This window comes from Pseudomonas sp. RC4D1, from assembly GCF_018390395.1.
GTDB lineage: Bacteria > Pseudomonadota > Gammaproteobacteria > Pseudomonadales > Pseudomonadaceae > Aquipseudomonas > Aquipseudomonas danubii.
In genome coordinates, this window is sequence record NZ_JAHBAW010000002.1 from 507,274 (window position 1) to 520,984 (window position 13,711).

11 protein-coding genes are annotated in these 13,711 nt (G+C 65.8%); 3 read left to right on the forward strand and 8 right to left on the reverse strand.

Annotated features, from left to right (window positions below; genetic code table 11):
• Positions 1-8: 8 nt before the first annotated feature.
• Together KHO49_RS18095 and KHO49_RS18100 are read right to left on the reverse strand one after the other, a co-directional pair.
• Positions 9-1,550, reverse strand: a complete 1,542-nt coding sequence (locus tag KHO49_RS18095) for a class I adenylate-forming enzyme family protein (protein ID WP_213665564.1) — start codon at positions 1,548-1,550, stop codon at positions 9-11.
• Between the two features lie 2 nt (positions 1,551-1,552).
• Complete coding sequence (locus KHO49_RS18100; RefSeq protein WP_213665565.1) at positions 1,553-2,731, reverse strand: acetyl-CoA acetyltransferase; 1,179 nt, start codon at positions 2,729-2,731, stop codon at positions 1,553-1,555.
• A 145-nt stretch (positions 2,732-2,876) separates the two neighbouring features.
• Between KHO49_RS18100 and KHO49_RS18105 the strand changes: the two genes are divergently transcribed.
• Entirely contained in the window at positions 2,877-3,449 is a 573-nt protein-coding gene (locus tag KHO49_RS18105) for a LuxR C-terminal-related transcriptional regulator (RefSeq protein ID WP_102881534.1), read from the forward strand.
• Between the two features lie 24 nt (positions 3,450-3,473).
• On the opposite strand, the gene KHO49_RS18110 is transcribed toward KHO49_RS18105, so the two are convergent.
• The 6 genes from KHO49_RS18110 to KHO49_RS18135 form a co-directional block, all read right to left on the reverse strand.
• Positions 3,474-3,986: a hypothetical protein gene (locus tag KHO49_RS18110; protein ID WP_213665566.1), complete on the reverse strand. Its 513-nt coding sequence runs from the start codon at positions 3,984-3,986 to the stop codon at positions 3,474-3,476.
• Between the two features lie 81 nt (positions 3,987-4,067).
• The gene (locus KHO49_RS18115) at positions 4,068-5,042 is read right to left on the reverse strand and encodes a cyclase family protein (RefSeq protein WP_110653276.1); all 975 of its coding nucleotides are present in this window, start codon (positions 5,040-5,042) and stop codon (positions 4,068-4,070) included.
• A gap of 494 nt (positions 5,043-5,536) precedes the next feature.
• On the reverse strand, positions 5,537-6,295 hold the full coding sequence (locus tag KHO49_RS18120; RefSeq protein ID WP_213665567.1) for an SDR family oxidoreductase: 759 nt from the start codon (positions 6,293-6,295) through the stop codon (positions 5,537-5,539).
• Between the two features lie 48 nt (positions 6,296-6,343).
• Positions 6,344-7,822: an aldehyde dehydrogenase family protein gene (locus KHO49_RS18125; RefSeq protein ID WP_249735674.1), complete on the reverse strand. Its 1,479-nt coding sequence runs from the start codon at positions 7,820-7,822 to the stop codon at positions 6,344-6,346.
• On the reverse strand, positions 7,798-8,910 hold the full coding sequence (locus tag KHO49_RS18130) for a tartrate dehydrogenase (RefSeq protein ID WP_213665568.1): 1,113 nt from the start codon (positions 8,908-8,910) through the stop codon (positions 7,798-7,800). Before KHO49_RS18130 ends, KHO49_RS18125 begins: the two co-directional genes overlap by 25 nt.
• 161 nt (positions 8,911-9,071) lie before the next feature.
• A complete protein-coding gene (locus KHO49_RS18135; protein WP_123394493.1) occupies positions 9,072-9,974 on the reverse strand; it encodes a LysR family transcriptional regulator in 903 nt (300 codons plus the stop codon).
• 250 nt (positions 9,975-10,224) lie between these two features.
• Between KHO49_RS18135 and KHO49_RS18140 the strand changes: the two genes are divergently transcribed.
• On the forward strand, positions 10,225-11,982 hold the full coding sequence (locus KHO49_RS18140; RefSeq protein ID WP_170003501.1) for a flavin monoamine oxidase family protein: 1,758 nt from the start codon (positions 10,225-10,227) through the stop codon (positions 11,980-11,982).
• The gene (locus tag KHO49_RS18145; RefSeq protein WP_213665569.1) at positions 11,969-13,711 is read left to right on the forward strand and encodes a thiamine pyrophosphate-binding protein; all 1,743 of its coding nucleotides are present in this window, start codon (positions 11,969-11,971) and stop codon (positions 13,709-13,711) included. Before KHO49_RS18140 ends, KHO49_RS18145 begins: the two co-directional genes overlap by 14 nt.

Sequence of the window (13,711 nt, forward strand, 5' to 3'; positions counted from 1 at the left end):
AAAATCTTTCAGAGGTCGGCGATGGACCCTGTGGGGTCCTGCAACCACTGGCGCAAGCGGGTCTTGAGAATCTTGCCGTAGCTGTTCTTGGGCAGCTCGCGGCAAAACAGGTATTTCCTGGGCTTCTTGAACGAGGCCATGCGGGTCACGAACCATTGGTTGAGTGCCTGAGCATCGAGGCCGCCTGGGCAGCGCAGCACCACGAAAGCCACCACCGACTCGCCCCACTCGGCATCCGCCTGCCCCACCACGCAGACCTCGAACACCCCGGGATGCTGCATCAGCACCTCTTCCACCTCCCGTGGGTAGATATTGCTGCCGCCGGAAATGATCACGTCCTTGGAGCGGTCCGTGAGGGTCAGCAACCCGCGACTGTCGAGAAAGCCGATATCGCCGGTGAGCAACCAGCCATCCACCAGGGTCGCCTGAGTAGCTGATGGGTTGTCCCAGTAGCCGTGCATCACCGGGGCCCCGCGCACAGCGATTTCCCCGGGTTCGCCGGGGCCCAGGCGCTGTCCATCGGCATCGACTATCCGCACCTCCACACAGGACTGCGGCCGCCCCACCGAGGCCGCGATTGCGGGCCAGTCGGGATGCTCGCGGTCGGCGATCAGCTCCCGGGACAGGGCGCTGATGGTCATCGGGCACTCGCCCTGGCCGTAGATCTGCACCAACCGCGGGCCGAAGGTATCCAGGGCCTGGCCCAGGTCCGCCAGGTACATGGGGGCCCCACCGTAGACAAGGGTCTTGATCCCCGCGCCGGCATAGCCTTGCTGCCGGGCCTGCTCGACCATGCGCTTGACCATGGTCGGGGCGGCAAACAGGCTGACCTGCCCCAGTTCCTGCGCCAACCCGAACAGCTCCTGCGCATCGAACCCCCGTGACTCCGGCACCACATGCCGGGCCCCGCAGCGCACGTGAATGAAGTTGTAGAGCCCGGCCCCGTGAGACATCGGCGCGGCATAGACCACCGCATCAGTGGCCTGCACCGGGTCCACATCCAGCGGGTAGCACAGCGACATGGCCATCAGGTTGCCGTGAGACAGCATCACCCCCTTGGAACGGCCGGTGGTGCCTGAGGTGTAGAACAGCCAGGCCAGATCATCGTCCCTGCGCGGACAGGGTTCCAGCAGCTCTTGGTCCGGGGCTACCGTCGGCGCGGGGCTGGCGTAACCGGGCAACTCGCGGCAGTTGTCCGGCAAGTCCTTAAGCTCGAAAGTCCGCCCGCTGTCGGTATAGATCGCCCGAGCCCCGGCGTTGCCGACAATCCAGGCCGCCTCCCGCGGATGCAGCTTGCTGTTGACCGGCACCGCCACCGCCCCGCTCCACCAGATGGCGTAGAGCAGTTCCAGGTAGTGGCAACTGTTCTTCATCAGCAACGCAACCCGCTCCCCCGGGGCGATGCCATGGCCGTGGCGCAACTGCAGGGCCCGAGCCCGGACCCGGGTTGCGAAGTCCTGATAGTCGGCCACCTGGCGGCAGCCCTCGAACAACGCTGGACGCTGAGGCCAGCGTTGAGCCGCATCCAGCAGCCAATGAGCGATGTTCATGCTCAGGTCCTGACCGCTTGCAGGACCGAGGCGTAGTTGGCCACCGCCATCCCGCCCATGTTGAACAGCAAGCCGAACTCGGCACGGGGCACGCCCAGGCCAATGGGCTCGCCGATCAATTGGCGAAAGCCCAGGGCATGCATCGAGACCCCGGTGGCGCCCACCGGGTGGCCCTTGGCCTTGAGCCCACCGGACAGGTTGACCGGCAAACGACCGCCCTGGCGCACGATGCCCTCGTCCAGCGCCCGATGGCCTTCGCCCTTGGGCGCCAGACCCATGGCCTCGTAGATCAACAGCTCGGCGATGGTGAAGCAGTCATGGACCTCGGCGAAGTTCATGTCCCCCAGGCTCACCCCGGCCTCGCGCAAGGCGACGTGGATGGCCCGCTGCGGGCCGTCGAAGGCGAGGATGTCGCGACTGGCCATCGGCAGCAGGTCATTGACCTGGCTCAGGGAGCGGATCGCCACCTCGCGCCGGAACGAGCGGGCGCGCTGCGGTGACGCCAGGACAATGGCCGCCGCGCCGTCACTGATCAGCGAGCAGTCGGTGAGGCGCAGCGACGGCGCGATCAGCGGATTGCTCTGGGACACATTGTTGCAATGCTCGAAGTCCATCGGCCGATGCATCTGCGCCAGCGGGTTGGCCATGGCATTGGCGTGGTTCTTCACCGCAATCGCCGCCATCGAGGCCAGCGGGCTGTGGTAGCGCTCGGTGTACTGCTGCGCGACCCGGGCAAACAGCTGCGCAAAGCTCAGGCCGGCCTCCTGCGGATCATTCTGGTAACCGGCTCCGGCCAGGGCTTGGGTGACCTCGGCGGTGGAGTTGCCGGTCATCTTTTCCGCCCCCACCACCAGCACCAGTTCAGCGGCGCCGCTGCGGATCGCGTTGACCCCGGCCTGAATCGCCGCCGAGCCCGAGGCGCAGGCGTTCTCGCAGCGGGTGGCCGGTTTGAAGCGCAATTGCGGGTCGGCCTGCAGCATCAGCGAAGCCGGGAAACCGTCCGGCACCAGGCCTGAGTTGAAGTGTCCGAGGAACAGGGCGTCGATCTCGGCGGCGTTAATCGCAGCATCCGCCAGGGCTTCACGAGTGACCTGGACAATCAGGTCCTCGAGGGTCGAGCCCTGCAGACGGCCGAAAGACGTGTGGGCAGCAGCAACAATGGATACGGAAGCATGGGTCATGGTGATTTTCTTCTGTGCTTGAAGCGGGCATTCCATACAATGGCGAGCGCCGAAATCAGACGCTAGTTGGGGCAACTACGTACAGCAGTAAGTAGTACCCCGCTCGCCAGAGCGGCGCACCGACTTCCACGAGGCAGGATGCCCCATGACCGTATATGCCCAGCAGCTCCAGGACCTCGAGCGCCTGGCCTTTCAGGTTTCACCCGCACCGCAGTTGATCACCGGGCATCGGCGCATGCTCGATTGCAACCAAGCCTTCCTGCGCCTGTTCGGCTATGAGCGCGAACAGCTGCTGGATCACCTGACCCTGTTGCTGTATCCCTCCCAGGCCGATTACCAGAGCATTGGCGAACGCAGCGAACACTGGCTGCGCAACGGCCAAGGCGCGTCCTATACCGACGAACGCTTTATGCAGCACCGCAATGGCGAGGTGTTCTGGGCCCGGGCCCACGGCTTTTCCCTGACCCCGGACGACCCGTTCGGGCTGATGATCTGGCACTTCGAACGCCTGGATCGGCCGTTGGCGCCGACCGTGCGCCTGACCCCTCGCGAGCGGGAAATTTCCCTGCACATCGTCAACGGCCTGACCTGCAAGGAAGTGGCGCGCAAACTGGCGATTTCCCACCGCACGGTGGAGGTGCACCGCGCCCGCCTGATGAAGAAGCTGCAGGCCAAGAACAGCGCCGAGCTGGTGTCGAAGATCATCTACATCCGTTGAAGCGCCACCCAGCGGCGCCTGCCGCTAAGCCAGCAGCTCGCTGGCGCTCATGCGCAGCAGACGCGAAGCCCCCAGCGTGGTGCCCTGCAGTGATTCACCCGCAAACAGCAGCTGATTGGCAGCGGCCATTTCGGCGCTTCTGTTGGCGACGAGCTCGTAGGTCTTGCGCGGCAGCACCTCGCTCCAGCCGTTTTCGAAGGTGTTGTATGCCAGGGTCAGCGCGGCGGTGAAGTAGTGCTGGCCGGCCACCGGAACCCGGACCTCTTCACCCTTCTCATCCAGGGCGATGAAGTGGTTGGGCAGGTGTTTCACCCCCAGGCGCTTGAGCACGATCCAGGCCAGGGCCGATGGCACGAAGGCGTTGAGTTTTTCCGCGGCGATGGCCGAGTAGCCACGCGCCTGCAGCAGTTGGACGATGTCGTCCTCGCTGGCCTCGGGGTGGTCGGCCATCAACCCCAGGGTATCGAGTACGCCCTGATGGGCATTGGCGTGATCCAGGCAGCAGCTGCAGTCCGGCGAGTGCGAATCGTCATGCATGATCGGTCGATGATCCCTATCGGTCTTGGTGAGGGGGCGCAGGATAAACCCTGCGCCCGCCTCTCCACCAGCAAGCGCCGGTTACTTGATGACGATGGGGTTCACCGGTGCCCCGCTGCCGCCGACGATCTTCAACGGCGCGGCGGTGTAGAGGAAGGTCCACTGGCCGTCGGCGGCGCAATCCTCGGCCAGGTCTTCGAGCAGCACGATCTCGGTGAAGGCGATCCCCAGGTTGCGCATCAACGCGCAGTGCAGCGGAATCTGCACCCCGGACACCGGGTCGGTGATCACTTCGTTGGCGATGGTGTCGGTCACCAGATTGGGGATTTCCATCTGGTTGAACCAGTCCACCAGTTCGCGACTGTAGGTCAGCCCCGGCTCCACCAGGTCCTTGAAGAACTCGGTCTTGCCGTATTCGTAGAAGGCGCCCATGGAACCGGTGCGGATGATCAGGATGTCGCGCTTCTCGATGGCCACGCCCTGGGCCTTGGCGGCGGCCAGCAGGTCCAGGTGATTGAAGGTTTCGCCGCGGCCCAGGTACTTCTTGCCGCGGTGCCGGGCCATGTCGATCAGCACCGCGCGGCCCACCACGCCGCGCTCGGCAATCGGCAGCACGCTGGCCTTGGCCATGCCGCCGACGGTGCTGCTGGCGTCGTAGCCGTTCCACAGCTGGTTGTCGTACCAGGCGTGGCCCAGGGCGTCGTACTGGGTCGAGCCCTGCAGTTGCATGAAGATCACGTCGTCGCAGTACTCGGCACCCCCGGTCATGGACGGCTGCTTGCCGGCCTGATAGTGGCTGCGGTCCAGGGTGTTGAAGCGCATCGAGGGGTTGCGCGCCGGCCACATCGGGTCGCCGCCGGGGTGGCCGATCTGCACCTGCAGGGTGAAGGTCTTGCCCTGGCGCACCGCAGCAACACCGCGCAGCACCTCGGCCTGTTGCAGGTAGTTGAGGGCGCCGACCTCGTCGTCCGGGCCCCACTTGCCCCAGTTCTTTGGCAGGCCTTCAAGCAGCTGCTTGGTATTGGGGTGGCTGGTGTTGTTATCGATCCCACACATGTCGAATGCACTCCATTGATTGGGTTGAAACGGGCGAAAATGCCCGCAGGGCCTTGCTTGGGTGATCAACCGTCAAGCCCCGGCGCCCTCTGGAACTTTGCGGCCCTGCGGGCCGTTCGCAGCCTGCGGCAGCGGCTACACCAGCCCGGATTGACACTGGCTGTAGCCGCTGCCGAGCCACGGCGAGGCTGCGAAAAGGCCCGCAGGGCCTTGCCCGGCGATCAACCGTCAGCCCAGGCGCCCGCTGGAACTTTGCGGCCCTGCGGGCCGTTCGCAGCCTGCGGCAGCGGCTACACCAGCCCGGATTGACATTGGCTGTAGCCGCTGCCGAGCCACGGCGAGGCTGCGAAAAGGCCCGCAGGGCCTTGCCTGGCGATCAACCGTCAAGCCCCGGCGCCCGCTGGAACTTTGCGGCCCTGCGGGCCGTTCGCAGCCTGCGGCAGCGGCTACACAAAGCACGGATTACCCGCGGGCCTGGAGGGTTTTACAGATCATCACACGCAACGTCCACCATCCACTTCCAGGCAGGTGCCGGTGATGAACGCGGCTTCGTCGGAGGCCAGGTACAGGCAGGCGTTGGCCACGTCCTGGGGGGTGGAGAAGCGCCCCAGGGGAATGCTCGCCATGAATTTCTGGCGGTTCTCCGGGGTGTCCGGCACGCCCATGAACTCACTGAGCAGGGCCGTGGCGCCGACCACCGGGTTGACGCAGTTGACACGGATGTTGTCCGGCCCGAGCTCGGCGGCCATGGTCTTGCTCATCACTACCACCGCGCCCTTGCTGCCGTTGTACCAGACCAGCCCCGGGCGCGGCCGGATCGCCGCGGTGGAGGCAATATTGATGAACACCCCACCGCCCTGGCCGCGAAAATGCGGCACGAAGTGCTTGGCGCTGAGGTAGATGCTTTTCACGTTGACCGCAAACACCCGGTCGAACTCGGCCTCGTCCACTTCCAGCATCGGCCGGTTGCGGTGGGTGGTGCCGGCATTGTTGACCACGATGTCCAGGCCGCCGTATTGCTCCAGGGTATTGCGCAGCAAGGCGCCAACGCTGGCGTCCTGGGCCACGTTGACCTCGATGAAGTGGGCCTGGCCGCCGGCGGCGCGGATCTCGTCCACCACCCGCTGGCCGCCCGTGGCGTTCATGTCGGCGACGATGACGTTGGCGCCCTGCTGGGCGAAGGTCTTGGCGATGCCCTCACCAAAGCCGGAACCGGCGCCGGTGACGATGGCAGTCTTGTTGGCTAGACGCATGGGAGTGACTCCTGTTTTTGTTGTTATGGGCCGCCGTCGTGGCGGCCATCAGTCGTGACGAATGGCGATGGTCTTCAAGGTGGTGAAACCCAGCAGCGCCTCGAAGCCCTTCTCCCGGCCATACCCGCTGGCCTTGACCCCGCCGAAGGGCAGTTCGACACCGCCACCGGCGCCGTAGTTGTTGATGAACACCTGGCCGCAGCGCAGCTTGTGGGCCATGCGCAACTGCCGCGCGCCGTCCCGGGTCCAGACCCCGGCCACCAGGCCGAAGGCGCTGTCGTTGGCCAGGCGAATGGCTTCGGCCTCGTCCTCGAAGGGCAGCACCGCCAGCACCGGGCCGAACACTTCCTCCCGGGCCAGACGGCTGTCTGGCGGCACATCGCGAAACAGCACCGCCTCCTGGAAATAGCCGCCGTTGCCGGCCTCGGGCACCACCTGCCCGCGCGCCGCCACCGGGATACCGGCGGCCTCGGCTTCGCGGACGAATTCGCGCACCTGGCGCAGCTGCTTCTGGTTGATCAGCGGGCCCATGTCCAGGTCCAGCTCCGAGGGCCCGGCGCGCAGTTGGCCAAAGCACTGGGCCAGGCGTTCCAGCAGCGGTTCATAGAGGCTGCGCTGCACCAGCAGGCGGCTGCCGGCGGAACAGGTCTGGCCGCAGTTCTGCACGATGGCGTTGATCAGCACCGGCAGCGCCCGCTCCACATCGGCGTCGGCAAACACGATCTGCGGCGACTTGCCCCCCAGCTCCAGGGTTACCGGGCAATGGCGTTCGGCGGCGGCCTTGGCCACCCGGGCGCCGGTGCCGGTGGAACCGGTAAAGGAGATATGTGCGACGCCGGGATGGGCGCACAACGCCGCGCCGGCTTCGTGGCCATAGCCGCTGACCACGTTGATCGTACCCGCCGGAAAACCCACCTTGGCCGCCAGTTCCGCCAGCCGCAGCAGCGACAGGCTGGCGTCCTCGGCGGGCTTGACCACACAGGCGTTGCCCGCCGCCAGGGCGGCGCCGATGCTGCGGCCGAAGATCTGCATCGGGTAGTTCCAGGGAATGATGTGCCCGGTGACGCCGTGGGGCTCGCGCACCGTGAGCACGGTGTAACCGGCCTGATAGGGCAAGGTGTCGCCGTGGAGTTTGTCGGCGGCCCCGGCGTAGTACTCGAAGTAGCGCGCCAGGGCGGTGGCGTCGGCCCGGGCCACCTTCAGCGCCTTGCCGGTGTCCCGGGCCTCGATCTGCGCCAGCTCTTCATGGTGCTCCAGCACCGCCTGGCCCAGGCGCGCCAGCAGGCGCCCGCGTTCCAGGGCGCAAAGGCTGCCCCAGGGCCCGTCGAAGTTGTCCCCCAGGGCCCGTTGCGCGGCCTGCACCGCCAGGTCGATGTCCTCGGCGGTGCCCCGGGCGATACGCGCATAGGCGATGCCGGTGCTGGGGTCGAGTACCGGAATGTCCTCGGCCCAGGACGAGGCTTGCCATTGGTTGTCGATGTAGTGTTCGAGGCTCATGTTCATCAGTTCCTGTTTCCAGCCAGACATTCGGCTATGGCCCGCCCGACTTCCACGGTACTGGCATTGCCGCCCATTTCCCGGGTGCGCGGGCCTTCGGCGAGCACCGTCTCGATGCTTTCGACCATCGCTGCCGCGGCCCGCTGGTAGAGCTCATCCCCCTGCCCCAGGTGCTCGATCATCAGCGCCGCCGACCAGATCTGACCAATCGGATTGGCCACGCCCAGCCCGGCGATATCCGGCGCCGAGCCATGCACCGGCTCGAACAGCGAAGGGTACAGGCGCTCGGGGTTGAGGTTGGCCGAGGGCGCGATGCCGATGGTGCCGGTGCAGGCCGGGCCCAGGTCGGAGAGGATGTCGCCGAACAGATTGGAAGCCACCACCACATCGAACCAGTCCGGATGCTGGACGAAGTGCGCGCAGAGAATGTCGATGTGGAACTTGCGCGTCTCGACCTGGGGATAGGCCTTGGCCAGCGCCTCCACCCGCTCGTCCCAGAACGGCATGGTGATGGCGATGCCATTGGACTTGGTGGCCGCCACCAGGTTGCGCCGGGGACGGCGGCTGGCCAGCTCGAAGGCGTACTTCACCACCCGGTCCACGCCGTGACGGGAGAACACCGACTCCTGCAAGGCAATCTCCCGCGGGGTGCCCTGCCACATCCGCCCGCCGACGCTGGAGTATTCGCCTTCGGTGTTTTCCCGCACCACGATGAAATCGATGTCCCCCGGCACCCGCCCGGCCAGGGGGCACGGCACCCCGGGCATCAGGCGCACCGGACGGATATTCACGTATTGGTCGAACTGGCGGCGGATCTTCAGCAGCGAATCCCAGACCGCAATATGGTCGGGGACGATGTCCGGGGCGCCGACGGCGCCGAAGAAGATCGCCTCGTGGTCGCCGATCTGCTCGGCCCAGTCCTCGGGCATCATGCTGCCGTGGGCCTGGTAGTGCTCGCTGCACCAGTTGAAATGATCGAACTGAAGATCGATGCCGAAACGCCGGCTGACGGCTTCCAGCACGCGCAGGCCTTCGGGAACCACTTCGCGGCCGATGCCGTCACCAGCGATCACCGCGATGCGATGGGGAGGTTTTACAGCGGGATTGATCCTGGACAAGCCGTATCTCCTGGTCTGACGTGTTGTTGTTATCGAGGCAGGTCAAGCGCACGGGCGAGCCCATTCTGGGCACGGGGAAGCGCCCAGGGGAATTGCTCATTGTGGAAACCGCCTTCGCAAAATTCGAAGGCTCGCGGCGCCAAGCAGCCAGGGGCCCGCGACTAGGGCGGCGGCGCCGCGCTGCGATCGCAGTCAGCCAGGTAGTCGAACAGCTCGCGGCTGGCCAGGGAAGGTTGCTCCCGGCGTCGGCACAGGAACATCTGGCGATCGGCCCAGGGGTCGTCGATTTCGATAAAACGCAAGGCCATCTCCTTGCGAAAGATCTGCACCGCGCCCTGGGGCAACACCCCCACGCCCTGCCCGGCGGCGATCAGCCGGCACACCGCCTCGAAGCTGCGCACCTGCACTCGCAGGCGCAGGGGCATGCTCACCGCAGCCGCAGCCTCGGTGATCAACGGGGTGATGGCGGCGTTGTCTTCCAGGCCGACGAAGTCGTAGCCCAGCAAGTCCTGGAAACGCGCATGGCTCATCTTGAACGGATGAGCCTGGGGCACGATCAGGCACAGACGGTCACGGCAATAGGGCTTGAAGTACAGGTCCCGGGCCTGGGGCAAGGTGGTGACGATGCCCACATCGGCGATGCCGTCGCGCACCGCCAGGAGAATCTCGCGGCTGCGCTCTTCGCGGATGTCCACGCGAATCCCCGGGTGCAGGTCGCTCCACTGGGTCAATTGCCGGGGCAGTTCCTGGCTCATCGCCGAGCTGTTGGCGTACAGGCTGACCCGGCCGGTGGCGCCCTTGGCAAAGTCGGCCAGGTCAGCGTGCATCACATCCACCGCCCGCAGGAGGCTGCGGGCATGTTCGGCCAGGGCCTGCCCCGCCGCCGTCGGCTGCACCCCAGTGGAGGTGCGGGTCAGCAGCGCCACCTTGAAGTGTTGCTCCAGCAGCGACAGACGCCGGCTGGCGGCCGACAGCGACAGGTGCGACTGCTCGGCGGCCCGGGACAGGTTGCCCAAGGTCAGGGCCTTGAGAAACAGCTCGATGGAAGTCAGGTCCGGAGACATGGCGGAGTCCTTGTGCGCAGTGCGTGAAAACTACGCAGTTGGCGCCGCCCTGTCCAACGCTGCTGCGACGCTTCAAGCCCCTCGCAGAGCACCCCGCCAGCAGGCCCGTATATTGTCCGACAATAATCGTAAAAGCCCCGTATACACAGGCCGAAACATGCACTAATGGCAAACTGGCATTTCGCCAAAACTGGACAATACTGGTCGCGACGGACCTCCCTGTCCGCCTCCCAGCGAAAAGGACTTCAGCATGAAACCTCAAGAACTCGAACTCGATGTCGCGGTGGTCGGTGGGGGTGTGTCCGGCACCTACAGCGCCTGGCGCCTGCAGCATGAACAAGGTGAAAAACTGCGTATCGGCCTGTTCGAATACGGCGACCGGATCGGCGGCCGGCTGTTCAGCATCAACCTGCCGGGGCTGCCCAACGTGGTCGCGGAAGTCGGCGGCATGCGCTATATCCCCGGCCCCACCGGCCATGTGCTGGTAGACAGCCTGGTCAAGCAGTTGCGCCTGCCAAGCCAGAAATTCCCCATGGGCGCGCCGCCCCCGGTGGGCTCGCTGAACAACCTGTTCTACCTGCGGGGCAAGCGCTTTCGTTATCGCGACTTCAAGGAGGCGCCGCACAAGATCCCCTACGACCTGGCCTGGTCCGAACGTGGCTTCGGCCCCGAGGACCTGCAAGTCAAGGTGATGAACTACGTCTACCCGGGCTTCGACCAGCTCAGCCTGTGCCAGCAGATGCAGGTCAAGGTGTTCGGCAAAGAAATCTGGCGCTACGGCTTCTGGGACCTGCTGTACCGGGTCATGAGCAATGAGGGCTACCAGTTCATGAAGGACGCCGGCGGCTACGACGCCAACGTCGCCAACGCCAGCGCGGTCACCCAGCTGCCCGCCACCGAATACAGCGACGACACCGAGTTCCTCACCCTGACCAAGGGTTTCCAGAGCCTGCCCCTGACCCTGGAGGCCAAGTTCCGCAAGCTGCCGGGAATCTTGCCCGGCGCCCAACGGGTGCAGATGAACCAGCGCCTGGTGCAGATCAGCTACGCCAAGGACCGCGACTTCCCCTATCGCCTGCATTTCCAGAGCACCATCACCGAACAGGGCAGCACCCGGGACATCGACGGCAGCCAGGTGGTCAAGGCGAAGCAGATCATCCTGGCCATGCCCCGTCGTGCCCTGGAGCTGATCGATGCGCCGCTGTTCGACGATCCCTGGCTCAAGGAGAACCTCGGCTCGGTGCTGATGCAGTCGGCGTTCAAGCTGTTTCTGGCCTACGAACAGCCCTGGTGGCGTAGCCTCGGGCTGGTGGCCGGGCGCTCGGTCACCGACCTGCCGGTGCGCCAGGTCTACTACATGGGCACCGAGTGCGAACAGCCCGGCGGCCAGCCGAATCTCAACTCGCTGTTGATGGCCTCCTACAACGACATCGGCACCGTGCCCTTCTGGAAAGGCCTCGAAGGCGGTGCGCCCTTTGTCGGCCATGTCCCGGCCAGCCTCGCCGGGCAGTTGCAAGCCGCAGCAGTGGTGCCCAAAAGCGAGTTCCAGGTCAGCGACGAAATGGTCCGGGTGGCGCAGATGCAAGTCACTCAACTGCATGACCAGGTGGAGCTGCCACGTCCCTATTCGGCGGTCTACCACGCCTGGGATGCCGATCCCTATGGCGGCGGCTGGCACGAATGGAAGGCCAACTACCGGATCGACCAGATCCTGTGCCGCATGCGCAAGCCGGTGGCCGACCAGCAGATCCATATCGTCGGCGAGGCCTACTCCATGGGCCAGGGCTGGGTGGAAGGCGCGCTGACCGTGGCCGAGTCGACCCTGCAGGATTTCTTTGGCCTCAAGCGCCCCAACTGGCTGCCCAAGGACTATGCCCTGCTGCCGGTGCCGACCCCGGACGGCTGCACCCTGCCCGGCGACCAGCCGCTGCCCTGCCAGAACTGCGCCAAGACCCTGGACGGCGTCACCCAGTTCGCCTACGAGGGGATCGCCCATGGCCAGCAATGACCCCTTCAGCGTCGCCGACTACCTGCTGACCCGCCTGCAGCAACTAGGCCTGACCAAGGTGTTCCAGGTGCCGGGGGACTACGTCTCGCACTTCATGTCGGCCCTGGACGACTTCGACGGCATCGACGCGGTGGGCGAAGTCAACGAGATGGCCGCCGCCTACGCGGCCGACGGCTATGCCCGTTACACCGGGATCGGCGCGGTATCGCTGCAATACAGCGTCGGCACCTTCAGTGCCCTGAATGCCATTGCCGGCGCCTATGTCGAACGCAATCCGCTGGTGCTGATCAGCGCCAGCCCGTCGGCGCAGAACCGCGACCTGATCTGGTCACAGGATGTGCTGTTCCACCACTCCACCGGTGATCTGGATGTGGGCCGCAAGGTCTTCGAGCCGGTGACCGTGGCCAGCCTGATTCTTGACGACAGCCTGCGCGCCCCGGCGCTGATCGACGAGGCGCTGGTCAAGGCCATCAGCGAGCGCCGGCCGATCTACCTGGAAGCCTGGCAGAACGTCTGGGGCGAACCTTGCCCACGCCCTCAGGGCGAACTGCAACCGCTGCCCGCCCGCTGCGACGAGGCCTCGATGCGCGCCGCCATCGAGGCCAGCCTGCTGCGCCTGGGCAGCGCCCGCTCGCCGCTGATCATGCTCGGCATCGAGGTGGCCCGCTACGGCCTGCAGGAGCAGGTAATGCGCCTGATCGAGGCCAGCGGCCTGCCCTTCACCACCAGCCTGGAAGCCAAGACCGTGGTCGACGAAAGTCACCCGCAGTTCATCGGCACCTATGCCGGCACCGCTTCGCGCCTGTGGACCCAGGCCTTCATGCAGGACGTGGACTGCATCCTCGCCCTGGGGGTGATCTTCACCGACGACTACCTGCAACTGCTGAACCAGGACTTCAGCCGGATCATCCTGGTCAACAGCCAACTGGCCCGCACCGGCCTGCAGTACTACCCCCACGTACCGCTGCCGGAGTACGTGCAACGGCTGCTGGGGGCCCTGGGCCTGGACAGCGATTACCCCCTGCGCAACCACGTTCCGGAACCCGCGCGCCCGCCGCTGCTGCAACAGGGCGCACCCGACGATGCACTGGGTTATGACCTGTTCCTGGAGATCCTCGACGGTTTTGCCCGGCAACAGAACCTGTGGCCGGGCAGCAGCCTGATCCTCGGTGAAAGCTCGGCCCTGTATGCCGCCAGCAACATCAACGGCCTGCCTCGGGACAGCTTTGTCGCCGATGCCATCTGGGGTTCCCTGGGCCACGAAACCGGCTGCGCCCTGGGGGTGGCCATGGGCAGCGGTCGGCGGCCGATCGTGGTGGCCGGCGATGGCGGCTTCATGATGATCTGCCAGTCGCTGTCGACCCTGGCACGCAACCGGATCAACGCCCTGGTGTTCGTCATGAGCAACGAGGTCTACGCCATCGAACAGGCGTTCGTCGATATCGATGCCTTCGAACCCGGCGGCCAGTTCGCCCCGTTCGACACCCTGCCGACCTGGGACTACCTGGCCCTGGCCAAGGGGTTTGGCGCCGAGGGTTTCAAGGTCTCGACCCGGGCCGGGCTGGAGCAGTTGCTGCCCCAGCTGCTGCAGATCAAGGACCGCCCGGCGCTGATCCAGGTGGTGATTCCCCGGCAGGACCTGGCGCCGCAGATCAAGCGCCTGGCCAAGCCGGACGGCCCGTCGTTCGTCGCCCGTCACAGCCACGACAACGACAACGACAACGACTGA

Coding starts and splice junctions, on each gene's coding strand:
- KHO49_RS18105 (WP_102881534.1), top strand. CDS start 2,877: ATGACCGTATATGCCCAGCAGCTCCAGGACCTCGAGCGCCTGGCCTTT.
- KHO49_RS18115 (WP_110653276.1), bottom strand. CDS start 5,042: ATGTGTGGGATCGATAACAACACCAGCCACCCCAATACCAAGCAGCTG.
- KHO49_RS18140 (WP_170003501.1), top strand. CDS start 10,225: ATGAAACCTCAAGAACTCGAACTCGATGTCGCGGTGGTCGGTGGGGGT.
- KHO49_RS18145 (WP_213665569.1), top strand. CDS start 11,969: ATGGCCAGCAATGACCCCTTCAGCGTCGCCGACTACCTGCTGACCCGC.
- KHO49_RS18110 (WP_213665566.1), bottom strand. CDS start 3,986: ATGCATGACGATTCGCACTCGCCGGACTGCAGCTGCTGCCTGGATCAC.
- KHO49_RS18125 (WP_249735674.1), bottom strand. CDS start 7,822: ATGTCTGGCTGGAAACAGGAACTGATGAACATGAGCCTCGAACACTAC.
- KHO49_RS18135 (WP_123394493.1), bottom strand. CDS start 9,974: ATGTCTCCGGACCTGACTTCCATCGAGCTGTTTCTCAAGGCCCTGACC.
- KHO49_RS18095 (WP_213665564.1), bottom strand. CDS start 1,550: ATGAACATCGCTCATTGGCTGCTGGATGCGGCTCAACGCTGGCCTCAG.
- KHO49_RS18100 (WP_213665565.1), bottom strand. CDS start 2,731: ATGACCCATGCTTCCGTATCCATTGTTGCTGCTGCCCACACGTCTTTC.
- KHO49_RS18120 (WP_213665567.1), bottom strand. CDS start 6,295: ATGCGTCTAGCCAACAAGACTGCCATCGTCACCGGCGCCGGTTCCGGC.